The sequence below is a fragment of the Candidatus Contendobacter odensis Run_B_J11 genome (genome assembly GCF_000531125.1).
Classification (GTDB): domain Bacteria; phylum Pseudomonadota; class Gammaproteobacteria; order Competibacterales; family Competibacteraceae; genus Contendibacter; species Contendibacter odensensis.
In genome coordinates, this window is record NZ_CBTK010000295.1 from 61,763 (window position 1) to 77,275 (window position 15,513).

The following is a 15,513-nucleotide window of genomic DNA, read 5'->3' on the forward strand; positions in this document are numbered from 1 at the left end:
ATCGTGTAGTTGATGGAAAATGGAGGGCAGGAGTAGCCTGCTAAGCCGCTATTTTCACAAGCTAAAGCCTGTTCACGACATCGGTCGAAAACCGATAGGTGGCAAGATATCTATGGCTTCATCTGCGAACTGCCCCAATCCTCAAGCAGAATTTCCAGCTCCGCTAACTGAAGCTCAGTGATGCCCAATTGCACGGCCTCCTGGGTGGCCCCCAGCGCGATGTCGGGTTCATGGCGCAGACCGATTCCCAGCTTGTCACACATTTGATCCATCAAGCGCACCATGACTAACAGCGAGTTATTAGCGTCGTAAGGTTCCTTGTGATGATCGCGGGCCACGACGCCGTATTCCTCCGGCAGGTTCCAGCGCTTCATCAGCACATAGCCCTGAGCGTTATGCATGGTGCTATCCAACACTTCCAGCAGCAGCGCTTCCGATAATTGGCTGGCGTTAAGATTACGGCTGCCGCACAGTTCGTCAGCCAACCGCAGAATTGCCAGTTGGCCGATGTTGTGCAGCAAACCCGCCATAAAAGCGGTATCCACCAGCAGTTGATAACCACAGCGCTGAGCCAGCCACTGTGCACCCAATCCCGACGCGAAGGCGTGTTGCCAGAGTTTCTCCATGTACTGGCCAATCTGTGGATTGCGAACCAGGTACAGGCTGGACAGGGACATCGCCATGGTCAGCGTCGCGACCTGACGAATGCCGAGGCGGATAATCGCTTTCTGGATGGTGGTGATCTTTTGCAGGCCGCTGTAGAACGATGAGTTAGCGGCCCGCAGAATCTGACTGGACAGAGCCTGATCGCCGATGATCATGGCTTCCAGATCGGCGATCCGGGTATTGCTGTCGTGCAACGCTTTTTGCAGTTTCATCGCCACCGCAGGAAAAGCCGGCAGTTGCAACTTGTCTGAGGCGAGGGCCTTAATGAAAGTATCCTGTAACGAATGCACACTCATTCATTCACCTCTCCCGCCGGAGAACTATGTTCAGCGCTTGCAAAATGAACGGAGTTTTCCAGATTTTCATCCGGGCCGACCCGTTCCAACATGCGGTGCGCAAAGCGTACTAACGAACGCGGCGCTGCGCCAGCCAGCGATCCAGACTATTGGCGAAGGCTTGCTTATCGCGGTCGTGGTAGGGCGCAGGACCGCCGGTCACACCGCCCGCCGCCCGTAACTCTTCCTTGAGATTACGCAAGGCCAGTCGTTCCTGAATGTTATCCGCCGTATAAAGCTCACCACGCGGGTTGAGCGCAGGAACACCTTTCGCCACCAACCGCGCCGCCAGCGGAATATCAGCGGTGATCACCAGGTCGCTGGCCGTGGCTTGTTCGACGAGGTAATGATCGGCTTCGTCAAAGCCCTGGCTGACCTGTACTGCCGTGATCAGGGGTGAGGGCGGCGTTTGCAGCCGCTGGTTAGCCACCAGGGTGACCGGAACTCCGACCCGTTGGGAAGCCCGGAACACGATGGTTTTGACCGGAAGGGGACAGGCGTCCGCGTCAATCCAGATTCTCATGCGCTCCCTCCGTCACCCACCAAAGCACGATGCGTCCCATAGGCCAGCAGTCCGCAGCCGGCGATGACCGTCGCCATGGATAGCGCGGAACCGCCTAGCAATCCGACCAGCGTACTCGATACTGTGGCTATCCCAAATTGTAGCGTGCCGATCAGCGCCGAGGCGCTACCGGCGCGGGCGCCCTGATCAGCCAAAGCTTCAGCCATTGCATTCGGCGCGGTGAAGCCGAGGCTGGCGAGATAACCGAACAGCGGGATCAGCAGCACCGGCAAACCACCCCAGCCACTCACCGCCACTGCCAGCAACCCCAATCCCAGCACCACTGTGGTGCGATTGGCGCGACGTAGAATGGTATCGGCGCTGTAGTGCAACAACAGTCGGCGATTGATTTGCGAACTGGCGATCAGCCCCAGCGCATTCAGGCCGAATAGCCAGCCATACGCCCATGTCGGTACGCCATACAGCTCGATGAAGACATGCGGTGAACCGGTGATGTAGGCGAACAAGCCCGCTTGCGCGAAGCCGCCACTCAGGGTGTAGCCGATCAAACGCCGGTCGCGCAGCAACGCGCCGTACCCGCGCAACGCCGCCCCGATCCCGCTGCTGGAAACTGTGTCCGCCGGTCGCGTTTCCGGCAGGTAGCGCCAACTGACCAGCAGACAGACCAGCCCGAACAACGCCAGCGTGGCAAAAATTGCGCGCCAGCCGGCGAAAATCAGAATCCAGCCGCCGGCTATCGGGGCAAGAATCGGCGCCAGCCCCATCACCAGCATCAGTAATGAATACACCCGCGCCGAAGTGTGGGCGTCGAAGCGGTCGCGGACCACCGCCCGTGCGATGACGATGCCGGCGCAACCGCCGACCGCCTGGACAAAGCGCAATACCGTCAATGTGGCTATATCCGGCGCCAGCGCACACCCCACCGAGGCGACGGTGTACAGCGCCAGTCCGGCGTACAGGGGCGGTTTACGCCCGTAACGGTCGGCGAGTGGACCGTGCAGCGCCTGGCCAAGCGCCAGCCCGATGAAGAAACTTGCCAGCGTAAATTGGGCAGCAGCGGGATTGCCGCCGAATTCGGCGGCAATCGTTGGCAGGCTGGGCAGGTACATATCAATCGACATCGGCGCAAAGGCCATCAACGCGCCGAGGATCAGCAGCCAGGACAGCGGCGGTTGAGTCAGAACAGGCGCTCCGGGATGAGCAGTGGCGGAAGCGGTGTCCAAATCAGGCACGCCGCCCCGAAAGCACGGTGGACAGAGCGGTACGGATCGCCTCCGGATCGTCAATCCGACGCATCAGCTTGCCGATGTACTGCAATTGCCGTTTGCGCCCCCCGCGCTGCGAGATGGCCTGGGCCGCTTGCACCGCCGCCAGCAAATCCTCCGGCAACGGCACCCGGTTCAATTGCGCCCGGGTGAGTTCCACCAGTTGCTCGCCCAAATCCTGCAACGCGGTCGCCTCGCGCTTGCGCTGGCTTTTACTGGGTGGCAGCGGCGCTTCCGGGTCGTACCCATCTTCCAGGTCGTCGTTGAATTCGTCTTCTTGCATGGTGGAATTATTCCGAAATGACCTGATTAAGCGGCGGTACTAAAACTCCCCTCGCCCTTCGGGAAGAGGGCAAGGGTGATGCGCGCAAAAACGCCTAAGTGCCTAAATAGGCTTCCCGGACCCGGTGATCACCCAGCAACTCTCGCCCAGTGCCGGACAGAATGACGGTGCCGGTTTCCAGCACATAGGCGCGGGACGCGATCCGCAAGGCCATATTGGCGTTCTGCTCCACCAGCAGAATAGTGGTGCCGGAGCGGTTGATATCCTCGATCACCCGGAAAATTTCCTGCACCAGTCGCGGCGACAAGCCCATGGATGGCTCATCCAGCAACAATAGCCGACCTCGACTCATCAGGGCGCGGGCTACCGCCAACATCTGCTGTTCGCCGCCGGACAGGGTTCCCCCCGGTTGGTGCTGGCGCTCCTTGAGGCGCGGAAACAGCACCAACATCCGGTCATAATCGGCTGCGATTTCGTCCTTGTCGCTGCGCTGCCAAGTGGCTAATTGCAAATTCTCCCGCACCGTCAAATTGCCGAAGATGCCCCGGCCTTCCGGGACATGGGCAATCCCTCGTTTGACGATTTGATGCGCCGCAACCCGCTTCAAGTCCTGGCCTTCAAACCCAATCGCGCCGTTGTAGGGGATCAGCCCGGATACTGCCCGCAGGATCGAAGTTTTACCCGCACCATTCGCGCCGATCAGAGTGACAATTTCACCCTTCAGCACCGTAAACGACACCCCATGCAGCGCCCGGATACCATCGTAATGCACCGCCAGATCGCGCACTTCCAGTTGCAGATCGTCAAGATTATCCGCTGTGTCGCTCATCCGACTGGCCCCTCGCCCAAGTAAGCCTCCAATACCTTGGGATGATTCTGGATCACTTCAGGTGGACCCTCGACCAGGGTTTCACCGAAATCCAGCACCGTGATCCGCTCGCAGATGCCCATCACCAGCTTCATCTGGTGTTCGATCAGCAAAATGGTCAGTTTGAACTCAGTACGAATCCACTGGATAAATTCCATCAGCAAATCAATCTCGTTGGGATTCATTCCCGCCGCCGGCTCGTCCAGCAGCAACAGTTCCGGCCCAATCGCCAGCGCCCGGGCAATTTCCAGCCGCCGCTGCAAGCCGTAGGGCAGATTTTTGGCGGTCTCGCCGGCCAGATGCTCCAGCTTGAAAATCGCCAGCAGCCGTTGCGAATTCTCGATGATGCGCTGCTCTTCGCGGCGGTAACGCCCGATATGCAGCAGCGCTTCCAGCGGACTGTAGTCCGCCTGGGCGTAGTGGGCGATGCGCACGTTGTCCAGTACCGACAGGTCGCGGAATAAGCGGATGTTCTGGAAGGTACGCCCGACCCGCAGCGCAGTAATCTGGTGCGGGGTCTTACCCACCAGTTCGGTATTGCGCAGCCGGATGCTGCCCTCGCTGGCGCGATAAACCCCGGTAATCAGATTAAATATCGTGGTTTTACCTGCGCCATTGGGGCCAATAATCCCCATCAGATCGCCGTAATGGAGTTGCAGGTTGAAGTCGGAGACCGCGCACAGCCCACCGAAGTAATGCTTGACCTTAACGGCCGTCAGCAGCGTCATGGCTTCCCCCGGTTGGTTTATTAAGGCAGTGGTGGGCTTCCATATCGCGCTTGGGCACGAACCAGCGAAATTCGCGCAAGCCCATGATCCCACGCGGCCAGTACAGCATCACCAAAACCAGCAATAGCGGCATGATCACCATCCGCCAGACACCCAAATGGCTAATGACATACTCGTTCAGCGGATCGAACACCATCGCTGGCAGCCAGGCCAGCATCGCCGCCACCGTGGATGGCCGCAACAATTCGAGCAGCACCGTGTATGCGGTTGCGCCGAGGATAGAGCCGCCAATCGAAGCAATACCGCCCAGATAGACCATGATTAACACGTCAGTGGTCTTGATGATGTCGAATACCCGAGGACTGATGAATTGCAACAGGTGCGCAAATAATCCTCCCGCGATACCGGCGAAAAAGGACGACACCATGAACGCCATAAATTTTACCCGGCGGGTATTGACGCTCATTAAATCACTGGCGATTTCATCCTCGCGGATCGACAGCACCCCGCGCCCGTATTTGGAATAGACGAAGTTACGCACCACCCAGACAGTGACCACCACCCAGAAAAAGACCCAAGGCAGCGTAGTCAACTTCTTGATACCCGGAATGCCACGCGGGCCACCGATGTAGTCAATATTTTCGATCACCGACTTAACAATCATCAGAAACGCCAGGGTGATAATCGCTAAATAGTCGCCGCGTACCTTGAAAGACGGGACCGCGACAATTAACCCCAGCACCGCCGCCACCAATCCACCCATCAGCACCGCCAGCGGGAATAGCCACGGATGCGCCGCTATTGGCAGCACCTTCTGGGTCAGCAAGGCAGCGGTATAAGCACCCACCGCCATGAAACCGGCGTGAGCCAGGGAAAACTCACCCATATAGCCATTCACCAGATTCAGGCTGACGGTCAGGATAATATTGATCCCGACATACATCATCACCAACTGCACATATTTATTCAGCAGGTTGTATTCGGGAATAGCGAAAGCCAGGACAAAGCCGATGATAAGAAAGACCATCATTAGCCAGCGTTGCGCGATAAACCACTCCCAACCGCTTCTCAACAGGGCGCTCATACCTTTTGCGTCCTTGGCTTGCCCAGAATGCCGTAGGGCCGGATCACAATCAGCAGCAGCAGCAAGGAGAAGGCCACGAAATCCCGGTAAGTGGACGGAAAGAACGCGGTCACCATGATTTCCACTCCGCCGAGAATGAACGCGCCGATCATCGCCCCGCGAATGTTGCCAATGCCGCCGACCACCGCAGAGATAAATGCTTTCCAACCGACCATGATCCCCATATACGGATCAATCACCGGATAGGCAAGAGCGTACATGGTGCCTGCCGCGCCGGCCAATCCCGCGCCAATGGCGAAGGTAACCGAGATAATCAAATCCACCGGGACGCCCATCAGCGGCACGAAGGTTTTATCCCAGGAAATGGCCCGCATCGCCATTCCTACTGGAGTGCGGTGGACAACGTAATCCAGCAGGAACATTAAACCCAGCGACAGGCAGATAATGATGATCTGCAATGATGACACCGAAACCCCGCCCAGATCCCAAGTCACGTTTTCCAGCAACGCCGGAATGTGTTTGGGATAAGGGGCCAGCGCCAGGGTGAAATTTTCCAGAAACAGCCCCAGCCCCAGCGCGGTGATAATGGCCGACACCCGGGGCGCATTACGCAGCGGTTTATACGCCAGCCGTTCGATCAGCACGCCCAATAAGGCCGCGCCCGCCATGGTCAACAGCAGCGTCGGCAAAAAGGGCAGTCCCAGATACACAGCGGCGATAAAACAGAAAAAAGCCCCCACCATGAACACATCGCCGTGAGCGAAATTGATCATGGTCAGAATGCCGTAGACCATGGTGTAACCCAAGGCGATCAGGGCGTAGATACTGCCCAGTTGCAGGGCGTTTAAGGTCTGTTGCAGCCAATAGACAATACTTTCGCTCAAGGTGGTGACCCATGATGCTGCCGGTTAATCAAGAAGGGCGACCTGGCGGGTCGCCCTCGTGTGGAATGTAGCACAGGCTTCCAGCCGTGGACTGAATCACGGACTGGAAGCCCGTGCTACGACAAACTCTCAGGGATTAGCATTGGTGAAATAAGTAAACTTGCCATCCTTGATTTGCAGGATTACCGCGCTCTTGATCGGATCGCGGGAATCGGCCTGGAACTTCATATCACCGGTGACGCCCTTGTAACTCGGCAGCGTAGACAGCGCAGCACGGATCGATTCACGATCCGCCTTACCCGCATTCTTGATCGAGTTGAACAACAGACCGAAAGCATCATAGGTCAGCGCGGCTACATCGTCCGGCTTGACACCATAAGCCTTCTCATAATCGGCGATAAACTTCTTGGCCACCGGCGCGGCATTATCAGCGGCGTAATGAGTGCTGAAGTAATAGCCATTCAAATCAGCGCCACCCAAGGTTAACAGCTCGTTGCTGCCCCATGAATCGCTGCCGATGAAAGGAACCGTGATACCCAGACGCTTGGCCTGCTGCACTTGCAGCGGCACTTCACTGTAGTAGTTGGGCAGGAAGATCACATCGGGCTTGGCGTCCTTGATCTTGGTCAACTGCGCCGAGAAATCCTTGTCATTGGTCGTATACGTCTCAAAGGCGACGATTTTTCCGCCCAGCTTTTCGTAGTTCTCCTTGAAGACTTCAGCGATGCCCTTGTTGTAATCAGACGCTACGTCGTACAGCACCGCCGCCTTCTTGGCCTTCAGCTTCTCCAGCGCGAACTTGGCCAGTACGCCTCCCTGGAACGGATCAATGAAACAGGCCCGGAAGACATATTTCTTGGGCTGGTTGGTATTGGTGTCCAGCGTGGTCTTGGGATTGGTGGACCAGGGCGTGATCAGCACCGTCTCAGAGCTTTCGGCGATTTCCGAAGCCGGGATGGCATAACGGCTGGCGTTGGGACCGACGATAGCGGCGACCTCATCCTGGGTAATCAGCTTCTGAGCCGCAGCGGCGGACTGATCGGCCTTGCCGGCGTTATCCTCCACCACCAAAGCCACCTTCATTTTTTCCTTGCCGACTTGCAAACCACCGGCGGCGTTGATTTCCTTGACCGCCATTTCGGCAGCATTGCGGCAGGACGCGCCCACCGCAGGCATATCACCGGTCAACTCGGCGATAACGCCCAGTTTGATGGTTTTCTCGGCACCCCAGGCGGTGACGCCCAAGGAAATCAACATGGAAAATACCAGCAGGGATAGTGCTTTTTTCATCGATGTTCCTCGTCGGATAAAGGGTGGATTCCAAAACTTTGGGGTAATTTTGCAACGGCATCAAGACCATGAGCTTTCTCCCAGGACTTTCGCCAAGCCCTTTAGATTCGTCATACCCGCGAAAGCGGGTATCCAGTTTTTTCAGTGGCTTACTGGATTCCCGCTGACGCGGGAATGACGAAAAGCGAAAGTCCTGTCTCCATTACCCGTAACAATTATAGCCGCAGCGACACCGATTGCGCCGTCGTTTACAACTACAACGATCCTTTCGCTTCCCACACCGGGGCGATGATCTGTTCCGAACGCTTGCGGCAAACATTCTCCAAATCCCTGAGAATATTTTCCACGCCGATCAGCTTCTCCAGAATGTCGCGGATGTCGCGCAGGGTGAAAATCACGTCTACATCCATTTCCAGATATTTCTCGCGCTCGATTCGCTCCAGATCTTCAATGGCCGCCAGCATGCTGTCGCCCTTGTCCACCGTAGCACCCAGCAGCCGAATGAACACCCGAATCTTCTGGCGTTGCTGGGCCAGCCACTGGTTATACAGGTGGAGCAATTCATAGCCATCCTCAATCGAGTAAGCCTTGTAGCGAAACTTGAGCTTGAGATCATCGAAGCTGCTATGGCGGAGAGTCCGGCCCTCCTTCCACTCGTCCACCGTCTGCTGGAACTCAAGCGGCAGAATATCCACCCCGGCTTCAATCCGGTTCTTGATGAATTCCAGTTCCCCGGTTTCCTTCTCGATCACCTCGGCGGTCGAGCGCACCTGCTGGTGAATGGCGCCGGTTCGGGTGCAGGTTTTAACTGCCGGTTGGCCCGGCGTAGCGGCAGCCTGCCGATGACCTTCCCGCTCCGCTTCGATCCACTCGGAAATGGCAGCCTCGACCGCCCGCATCCGCGCCTCGACGGCATCGGCGTCGCGTTGTTCGGTCGAGGTCTTGCGCATATTCGCCCGCTCGGCCTCGGCCTGTTCGGCGACCGCCCATTCGGCAACCGCTTGTTCTATCGCTGCTCTTTCTATCGCTGACTTTTCCATAGCCGCTTTTTCCATGCTCGCCCGCTTGGCTGCCAACCGATCCGCTGCGGCCCGTGCCACTGCCGCTTTCTCAGCCGCCACCTTCTCAGCCGCCACCTTCTCAGCCGCTACCTTCGCGGCTACTGCCTGCCGCATCGCCAACACCCGTTCCTCAATCAAGCGTCGCCGTTCACGGGAATGGTTCATCACCAGCCACCCGGCCAGCCCGATGATCATCACCACCCCGATCAGCACGAACACCCCTGTCAGTTGCCAAGTTCCCATGCGCCGCGCCTATTGGTTGGTTGTCGGATTGATTCGGGTTTCAGACGGATGACCGCTCGGCTTCGCCACCGAATAATTCCAGCAGCCGAGGCAACCATAGCGCCAGTTCTCCGCTCATCAGGGCGAATTCGGCGTCGAATAGCGCTTCCGCAGCATCGGTTGCGGTGTCCCGCAGCGACTCCCGCACTACGTCGAGGAACTGGAGCCGGCGAATGACCAGAGTTTCATCCAGCACAAAGGCCACCCGTTCGTCCCAGCTCAGGCCGAGCCGGGTGACCAGTTTACCGGCTTGCAGATGGCTACGAATTTCATCGCCGGTCAGATCCTGGCCCCGGCAGCGCACGATTCCGCCCGCCACTTCATCTTCCCGCAACTCGCAGACATCGCCCAAGGCGAATTCCGCTGGTGCGCCGCCCTGGGCCAGCCAAGCGGTCATTACTGTGGTTGGGGACTGTCGAACCTGGGGCGGTGCGACCGGCAGCGTGTCCAGGGTTTTGCGCAGCATTCCGGTGATTTCCTCGACTCCACGCGGGCTGGCGCTGTCTACCACCAGCCAGCCGGCCATCGGATCGAGATAGGCATAACCCTGCCGGCTGCGGTTCAGGGCGCGGGGCAGGAGTTCCTGCACCAGTTGTTCGCGCAGTTCCTGCCTTTCCCGCCGTCGCACCGGTCGCCGTTGCTGATCCTCGATCACCGCGATGCGCTCATCCACCGCCTGGTTGATCACCATCGCCGGCAGCAGCTTTTCTTCGGTGCGCAAGCACAGCAGCAACCGCCCATTGACGACATGCACCAGTTCCGTTGCTTTGCGGCCCAGCGGTGGAGTCCAGCCAGCGATGCTGGGCTGGTGGCTGGGACACGGTTGAAAAGCGTAGCCTCCCAACCGCGCCGCCAGTGTTTCGGCGGTGAAGGGAAACGGCTCGAGCAAGCGTAGCAACGTCAAATTCTTAAACCACATGAGCAACCATCCGCTTCCGTAAATGGCCGGCATTATCCATGAGTTGCGCCGGTATCGCCAAGCCGATGAAAATACCGGCTTACCCTCTCTATCAGATTCAAAATGGAAGCGCGTAACCAACGGAAAAGTGATGGTAGGAGTGGCCTATAGCAATCTCATGAGAGGCGCGTAGTCATGGCAAACCACTTACCCTTGATTGATGATGACGGCGAAGTCCGCGAACTGACTGCCGAGAATTTCACTCATTTCAAACCCGTTACCGAGGTCTTGCCGGCGTCCCTGTTGAAGAAGCTGGGGGTGCGCGGCCACCAAAAGACGCCGACGAAAGAGCGCATTACTATTCGCCTGTCTGCCGAGGTGGTGACCGCATTCCGCGCAACGGGCAAGGGTTGGCAAACCCGGATGGACGCGGCGTTGCGCGACTGGATTCAGCAGCATCCTTGATCTCCGGCTGACTATTTCAGGACTTTCGCTTTCCGTCGTTCCCGCGTAGGCGGGAATCCAGTAAGCCGCTGAAAAGCCTGGATACTCGCTTTCGCGGGTATGACGAATTTACCGGTTTAGCGAAAGTCCTGTATTTATGCGTTCCCAACAGCACGGCGAGGTTTTCGAGGCAGGAGCGACCTTCGGGCCGCGATGTTCGCGGACTACAGGACTACAGCCCGCTCCTACAATTCAATAGCAGGGACGCTCCAGCCTTTCATGCGGGCGGACAGGGCTTCCATTTGGCCGCCGGGGCTGATGTGGGCGATAAAGCAAAGGTCGGCTAGAGCAGCGACCAGTTGGTTACGGCAGCGGGCGGAGTCGAGAGTGGGGCGATGCGGTGCGGCCTCAAATGGCGATAGCAGGAGCAGACGACCACTGGTCAGGGCGGTTCGCCAGACGCCGGGGAGGCGCATTCCGTTGAGGCTGCGTGCCGGGCACAGGATCAGCGACGGGCTGCCGCGCAATAGAATCCGCAAGCATTCCTTTTCGACCGGGGAATGGAAGCCGCTGATGACGGTTTGGCCTTGATCGCGGAGTTGGGCGGCGGTGTCGTAGGCGCGCAGGAGGGCGTCGCCGGGACAGCGAGCGGAACAGAACAGCGCGGTTTTAGGCGCGTTGAGCAGGGCCAGGTTGCCGATGGCCCAGAGTTGGCGGGGAGCGGAGTCGCCGAGGCGCTCGGAGAGTTGGCAGGGCCAGAGGGCGTTGTCGGGAGTCAGTGACAGCATGAGATCGCCCGGTTTTTTGCAGAGGGAAACGGAGGCAGATCCTGGATTAGCCAGCGACGACGTATTCCATGTTACGCGGGTTTTCAACATGCTGAGAGGCGTTTAGCAACTCCAGCCCTACCACGTTTCCATCTTTGTCATAATCGAGAATCAAACCGGGTTTGTCCTCATCGCTTTCTTCAATCGGTTCATCACGGAATAGAATTCGCAATACGTCTACTTCCGGGTCGTAGATGACTTTCATGTCAGTTTCCAGTATTTGCTGATTTTGCTTGTTCGGTAAACCGTCACCACTTTTGGCGGTGATACGGTCTCATTTACCATCACCCGTACTAGATAAACCTTTTGGTTGATGTTCACTTGGGATTGATAGCACACGATATTACCATATCCAGGTACTTTTTGCTGAGGCGCGGCCAGTACGACTTCCACCACGGTCAACGGGATACCGCGCAACTCCATTTCCTGCTGAACATGAGCTGAAAATTGGTAGTTCATTCTTCTTCGTCGGATGGGTTTGGAGAACTTCGGAGTAATGTGCTAGACACGCAAACTATCGTATTAGATCAATTTCCAGCGGTTTAGCTTTATTGAACTGGCTCACGCCGAGGATGCTGAAGCCAATAATGTTGCCCTGCTCATCCACACGCTCCATAACAGCATCGTTCGAGGTTTCTTTCATATACCCGCTCCCTTGGCAAAACTGCACTTCGAGGTAGTCGGCCTCGGCATCGAACCAGACTTTTATATTGTCGGCCATAAATTTTCTCCGGGTTTTGGTTTGTCCATCAAGTAAGCAGTAACGATAACTGCATCGCTTCCAAGATCTTCATTCATCCTCGCTTTCAGCATTACGACCCATTCGATATTTGATGTCGTAATTGATGATGAAGTCCAATTCTTCGTCGGTAAAGCCGTAGTGCTTCGCTAAAATGCAGTCGATTTCGTTGATTATCGGTTTGGATAAACTTGGGCGAAACTCTTGAAATTCGCAATCTTGCCGCTTGCGAATAAATGAGTTCTTCTCGTAATCCTGCATTAAGCGGTCGAACACCTCAGACATATTTTTGAGGCTTTCATCACTAACTTCACCTACTGGAATCTGTTCCACATCTGTCCCAGTGATATTTCTACCGTTCCCGATAGAAATAAACCAAAAGAAAAACAGGGTTGAGTTTAGCAATGCACTAATAAACTTTCCGTATTGCTTATCAACAAAATATAAATCTCTAAAGTGATGAATTGATCGTGAACGAGTAGGGCTTTTAAAATATTGTTCAAAATCCATCGCTCGAATCCAATAACGTGGGCTTCGATGGTAGTGTGTCAAAAATCCTCTCTTGTTAGACGGATAATAGTTATAAACAACTTTTTGGTTCTTCTTTTCAATATGTTGAAGAACACTTGTAGCTTCATAACTACCAATTTGCGGAATCCGTTTAAGCCGAATTTGTAAGAAGGAGCGAGTATATTCAATTCGATTGAATAAAGTTGGACGTTCCTCCGCATTCCAATGATGATAGCGTGTACTCCAAATATGTGGATCAATATTTTTTTCATTAGCACCTAAATAGATACAGAGACGCTGATCTACACCATCGAAGAGTTTAGATGGTCGGATTGCGTAGGTACTACACCAGTTGTTACGGAATCGCTTCAAAAGCACGTTGCGGAGTGAAATAGTCTCATCTAATCCAATAACTCCAGTTGGGACAATCATTCCAAACCGGCCAGAATGTCGTAATAGCCTACAAGACCTTTCCATACAAAAAGCATAAAGGTTATCAGCAAGTTCGGAGATATATTGCTCTTGATGGAGACGATAAGAAGTGCTTACCAGTTTATACTCCACATACGGCGGATTCCCAATAATCACATCAAACCCGCCGCTATTCATAATCCCGTAGAACTCCACGAACCAATGAAACGGCTGGTGCGACTTCACCCATTGAGCGTAGTCGGCTTTCTTGTTTAATTTCACGCCATATTCGCCCGCCAAATAGCGATGAAGTTCATCATCCAATGCCTTGAGTCGCTTGCGTAATTCCATCTTGTGTGCTGCTGGCACCGAGCCATCACCCTCGACTTGCCGTTGCCGGAACGCATCAAAGGTCTGCTGCAAATCCGCCGCTTTCACTGCAATTTTCTCCATCGCATTATCAAAATCCATCTGGCCGGTCACCGCTTTTTTCACCTCATCATAAGTGGCATAACCCACCAAAGTATTTCCGGCACGGATGTTGAAATCAATATCCGGCAACGGTTCAATACCCAGATTCGGTTTATTAGCGTCCGGTTCCACCTGCGCCGCCAGCTTGAGAAACAGTCGCAACTTACAGATTTCCGTCGCCTCCTCCATAATATCCACCCCGAACAGATTATTCAGAATGATGCTTTTGAGAACGAAATAGCGACGGTTCGGATGTGCCGCCACCCGCTCCAACACCTTGCGGAAATCGGAAAATTTCTCTGGCCGATGCTTCTCGCCAGAACGATCCAGATCAGCAACAAACGCCTCCATCCGATCCAGACACGCCTCATACAACGGTTCCAGGATAGTGAGCGCCGCAAACAAAAACGCCCCGGAACCGCAAGTGGGGTCCAACACCGTGACTTTCTCCACTGCCCGCCACAACGCTCGCAACAAATCGGGGCCTTCGCAATTCTCAATCACATCCTGGGCAAACTGGCGAATGTCCAGATTCAGCGTAATCAACTCGTTAATCTCGCGCACCTCGCCCGCCGCTAATGTCGCCCGCACCTCCTGATAACGCTTGCGCCGTGCTACGACTTCGCGCCAAATCTCAGTCGGCAGCGCATAGTCCGGCGGCGCCGGCTTATTCCAATGAGTCCGTTGCGAAACATCATTCAAGCCCGCCGCAATCTCATCTGGCAATACTGCATTGACGCCATGGCGCACTGCCGGATAAAGATAACGATCCGGATCAATCCTGAGTGCATCCCAAAGGGTCGGACCATCGGTATTTTCAAATGCAATCCTGCACTTGGGTCGGGCCACATCAAACAGAAAAGGCAGAATAGTATTCTTAGCAATATAATCGGTAATATCCTCCTTGGTGTAATACGCGCCCATCTGCTTCTGGTTAATATACTTCTCGAAAATATAGCCCAATACATCCGGGTTAATCTCATTATCCTTATGCAACCGGCGCTCATCCAGATGCCACTGATACTGATCAAAATAATTGAATATCTGGATAAACGCCGTATCGGAAATCTGAATATCAGTATATCGCTCTTCAATCGAATGTTTCTCAAACATGCCGCCATTCAAATAGGGAATCCGGCCGAGCAGTTTTTCCAACTCCGGCGAGCGGACTTTACCGCCCAAGCCTTCGTGAAACAGTCGCAGCAGAAAATAGCGGTAAAATGAATAAAACGCATCCTTGCCTTTTTCCTGTTGGCACTGCTCCAATCGGTGGCGTAGATAATCCCGATCATCGGCCAGAAACCCCTTACGCTGAATGAAATAGACAAACATCAACCGATTCAACGTCACCGACGCATACCATTCCTGGTCAGCTTTCTCACCGATACCGATAATAAACTGGAGAAAACTCGCATGTTCCTTCTTGAACTGATCATAAAAGCGCTTGGTCACCCGTTCCACATTGAAGCCGGCGCGGGCGCGGCGCGTCACATCAACCAGCGTTAATGCTTCCTCCTCATCCAGAGTAAAAGCAATGGCTTGCAGCTTTTGGATCAGCGCATCCCCGGACTGATGACGATGCAAAACATGTTCACGGCACGCAGTCGGCTTACCCGGTTCGCGCTTTACCCACTGCCAAATCTGTGTCGTCTGTTCCGCATCAGTAAAAATGATGAAATGCTCATGAGTCGCCTTGGCAACCTCATGCTCAATCTGACGGCGGATCGCATAACCGGGCAAAAGCTCACCCGCAGGTGTCGGACACTCATAAGCCACCATACCGCGTTTTTGCGCAATCGCCCGAAGAATCCGGGTCTGCCCATTAGCTAAAAAATCCAGCACCAGCTTGCAATAATCCCAACCGAGTTCATCAACAAACAGAGTACGAAAATCAAAAGCCTTGAGTCGTTGGCAAACACAAATAGAATTCATATTACTTATATC

Annotated in this window: 17 protein-coding genes; 1 reads left to right on the forward strand and 16 read right to left on the reverse strand. The window is 55.1% G+C overall.

Annotation, left to right across the window (positions count from 1 at the left end; genetic code table 11):
* Window positions 1-110: 110 nt before the first annotated feature.
* The 11 genes from BN874_RS19140 to BN874_RS19190 all read right to left on the reverse strand — a co-directional run bounded on the left by BN874_RS19140 (window position 111) and on the right by BN874_RS19190 (window position 10,188).
* Window positions 111-962 (reverse strand): HDOD domain-containing protein, encoded by an 852-nt coding sequence (locus BN874_RS19140; protein WP_034435959.1) that lies wholly within the window; start codon window positions 960-962, stop codon window positions 111-113.
* Window positions 963-1,071: 109 nt separating this feature from the next.
* Window positions 1,072-1,524 (reverse strand): YaiI/YqxD family protein, encoded by a 453-nt coding sequence (locus tag BN874_RS19145; protein ID WP_034435961.1) that lies wholly within the window; start codon window positions 1,522-1,524, stop codon window positions 1,072-1,074.
* Window positions 1,521-2,747 (reverse strand): Bcr/CflA family multidrug efflux MFS transporter, encoded by a 1,227-nt coding sequence (locus BN874_RS19150; RefSeq protein ID WP_230314496.1) that lies wholly within the window; start codon window positions 2,745-2,747, stop codon window positions 1,521-1,523. The genes BN874_RS19145 and BN874_RS19150 overlap by 4 nt, the downstream gene beginning before the upstream one ends.
* A 1-nt stretch (window position 2,748) precedes the next feature.
* Complete coding sequence (gene yjgA / locus BN874_RS19155; protein WP_051498082.1) at window positions 2,749-3,072, reverse strand: ribosome biogenesis factor YjgA; 324 nt, start codon at window positions 3,070-3,072, stop codon at window positions 2,749-2,751.
* A gap of 94 nt (window positions 3,073-3,166) precedes the next feature.
* Window positions 3,167-3,901 carry an ABC transporter ATP-binding protein gene (locus tag BN874_RS19160; RefSeq protein ID WP_051498083.1) on the reverse strand — a complete coding sequence of 245 codons (735 nt, stop codon included), beginning with the start codon at window positions 3,899-3,901 and terminating at the stop codon, window positions 3,167-3,169.
* Window positions 3,898-4,668: an ABC transporter ATP-binding protein gene (locus BN874_RS19165; protein WP_034435962.1), complete on the reverse strand. Its 771-nt coding sequence runs from the start codon at window positions 4,666-4,668 to the stop codon at window positions 3,898-3,900. Before BN874_RS19165 ends, BN874_RS19160 begins: the two co-directional genes overlap by 4 nt.
* A complete protein-coding gene (locus BN874_RS19170) occupies window positions 4,646-5,752 on the reverse strand; it encodes a branched-chain amino acid ABC transporter permease (RefSeq protein WP_034435963.1) in 1,107 nt (368 codons plus the stop codon). The genes BN874_RS19165 and BN874_RS19170 overlap by 23 nt, the downstream gene beginning before the upstream one ends.
* Window positions 5,749-6,636 carry a branched-chain amino acid ABC transporter permease gene (locus tag BN874_RS19175; RefSeq protein ID WP_154725030.1) on the reverse strand — a complete coding sequence of 296 codons (888 nt, stop codon included), beginning with the start codon at window positions 6,634-6,636 and terminating at the stop codon, window positions 5,749-5,751. Before BN874_RS19175 ends, BN874_RS19170 begins: the two co-directional genes overlap by 4 nt.
* A gap of 129 nt (window positions 6,637-6,765) precedes the next feature.
* Window positions 6,766-7,926: an ABC transporter substrate-binding protein gene (locus BN874_RS19180; protein WP_034435965.1), complete on the reverse strand. Its 1,161-nt coding sequence runs from the start codon at window positions 7,924-7,926 to the stop codon at window positions 6,766-6,768.
* A gap of 254 nt (window positions 7,927-8,180) precedes the next feature.
* Complete coding sequence (locus BN874_RS19185) at window positions 8,181-9,230, reverse strand: hypothetical protein (RefSeq protein WP_034435967.1); 1,050 nt, start codon at window positions 9,228-9,230, stop codon at window positions 8,181-8,183.
* A 40-nt stretch (window positions 9,231-9,270) separates the two neighbouring features.
* Entirely contained in the window at window positions 9,271-10,188 is a 918-nt protein-coding gene (locus BN874_RS19190; protein WP_034435968.1) for a recombination-associated protein RdgC, read from the reverse strand.
* Between the two features lie 174 nt (window positions 10,189-10,362).
* On the opposite strand from BN874_RS19190, the gene BN874_RS19195 reads away from it, so the two are divergent.
* Window positions 10,363-10,632 (forward strand): BrnA antitoxin family protein, encoded by a 270-nt coding sequence (locus BN874_RS19195; protein ID WP_034435970.1) that lies wholly within the window; start codon window positions 10,363-10,365, stop codon window positions 10,630-10,632.
* A gap of 224 nt (window positions 10,633-10,856) precedes the next feature.
* Here the strand turns inward: BN874_RS19195 and BN874_RS19200 are convergent, their stop codons facing one another.
* From BN874_RS19200 to BN874_RS19220, 5 genes are all read right to left on the reverse strand, one after another.
* Entirely contained in the window at window positions 10,857-11,399 is a 543-nt protein-coding gene (locus tag BN874_RS19200; protein ID WP_051498084.1) for a DNA-processing protein DprA, read from the reverse strand.
* 46 nt (window positions 11,400-11,445) lie between these two features.
* The gene (locus BN874_RS19205) at window positions 11,446-11,643 is read right to left on the reverse strand and encodes a DUF2283 domain-containing protein (protein WP_034435972.1); all 198 of its coding nucleotides are present in this window, start codon (window positions 11,641-11,643) and stop codon (window positions 11,446-11,448) included.
* On the reverse strand, window positions 11,640-11,897 hold the full coding sequence (locus tag BN874_RS19210; protein WP_034435974.1) for a DUF4258 domain-containing protein: 258 nt from the start codon (window positions 11,895-11,897) through the stop codon (window positions 11,640-11,642). The genes BN874_RS19205 and BN874_RS19210 overlap by 4 nt, the downstream gene beginning before the upstream one ends.
* Before the next feature lie 55 nt (window positions 11,898-11,952).
* Window positions 11,953-12,159 (reverse strand): DUF2283 domain-containing protein, encoded by a 207-nt coding sequence (locus BN874_RS19215; RefSeq protein WP_034435976.1) that lies wholly within the window; start codon window positions 12,157-12,159, stop codon window positions 11,953-11,955.
* 69 nt (window positions 12,160-12,228) lie between these two features.
* A complete protein-coding gene (locus BN874_RS19220) occupies window positions 12,229-15,501 on the reverse strand; it encodes an SAM-dependent methyltransferase (RefSeq protein ID WP_034435978.1) in 3,273 nt (1,090 codons plus the stop codon).
* Window positions 15,502-15,513 lie beyond the last annotated feature (12 nt).

Excerpts from the sequence above, each read along its gene's own strand:
- BN874_RS19200 (WP_051498084.1), bottom strand. The coding sequence starts at position 11,399 with ATGCTGTCACTGACTCCCGACAACGCCCTCTGGCCCTGCCAACTCTCC.
- BN874_RS19160 (WP_051498083.1), bottom strand. The coding sequence starts at position 3,901 with ATGAGCGACACAGCGGATAATCTTGACGATCTGCAACTGGAAGTGCGC.
- BN874_RS19185 (WP_034435967.1), bottom strand. The coding sequence starts at position 9,230 with ATGGGAACTTGGCAACTGACAGGGGTGTTCGTGCTGATCGGGGTGGTG.
- BN874_RS19180 (WP_034435965.1), bottom strand. The coding sequence starts at position 7,926 with ATGAAAAAAGCACTATCCCTGCTGGTATTTTCCATGTTGATTTCCTTG.
- BN874_RS19195 (WP_034435970.1), top strand. The coding sequence starts at position 10,363 with ATGGCAAACCACTTACCCTTGATTGATGATGACGGCGAAGTCCGCGAA.
- yjgA (WP_051498082.1), bottom strand. The coding sequence starts at position 3,072 with ATGCAAGAAGACGAATTCAACGACGACCTGGAAGATGGGTACGACCCG.
- BN874_RS19140 (WP_034435959.1), bottom strand. The coding sequence starts at position 962 with ATGAGTGTGCATTCGTTACAGGATACTTTCATTAAGGCCCTCGCCTCA.
- BN874_RS19170 (WP_034435963.1), bottom strand. The coding sequence starts at position 5,752 with ATGAGCGCCCTGTTGAGAAGCGGTTGGGAGTGGTTTATCGCGCAACGC.
- BN874_RS19210 (WP_034435974.1), bottom strand. The coding sequence starts at position 11,897 with ATGAACTACCAATTTTCAGCTCATGTTCAGCAGGAAATGGAGTTGCGC.
- BN874_RS19215 (WP_034435976.1), bottom strand. The coding sequence starts at position 12,159 with ATGGCCGACAATATAAAAGTCTGGTTCGATGCCGAGGCCGACTACCTC.
- BN874_RS19145 (WP_034435961.1), bottom strand. The coding sequence starts at position 1,524 with ATGAGAATCTGGATTGACGCGGACGCCTGTCCCCTTCCGGTCAAAACC.
- BN874_RS19165 (WP_034435962.1), bottom strand. The coding sequence starts at position 4,668 with ATGACGCTGCTGACGGCCGTTAAGGTCAAGCATTACTTCGGTGGGCTG.
- BN874_RS19220 (WP_034435978.1), bottom strand. The coding sequence starts at position 15,501 with ATGAATTCTATTTGTGTTTGCCAACGACTCAAGGCTTTTGATTTTCGT.
- BN874_RS19190 (WP_034435968.1), bottom strand. The coding sequence starts at position 10,188 with ATGTGGTTTAAGAATTTGACGTTGCTACGCTTGCTCGAGCCGTTTCCC.
- BN874_RS19205 (WP_034435972.1), bottom strand. The coding sequence starts at position 11,643 with ATGAAAGTCATCTACGACCCGGAAGTAGACGTATTGCGAATTCTATTC.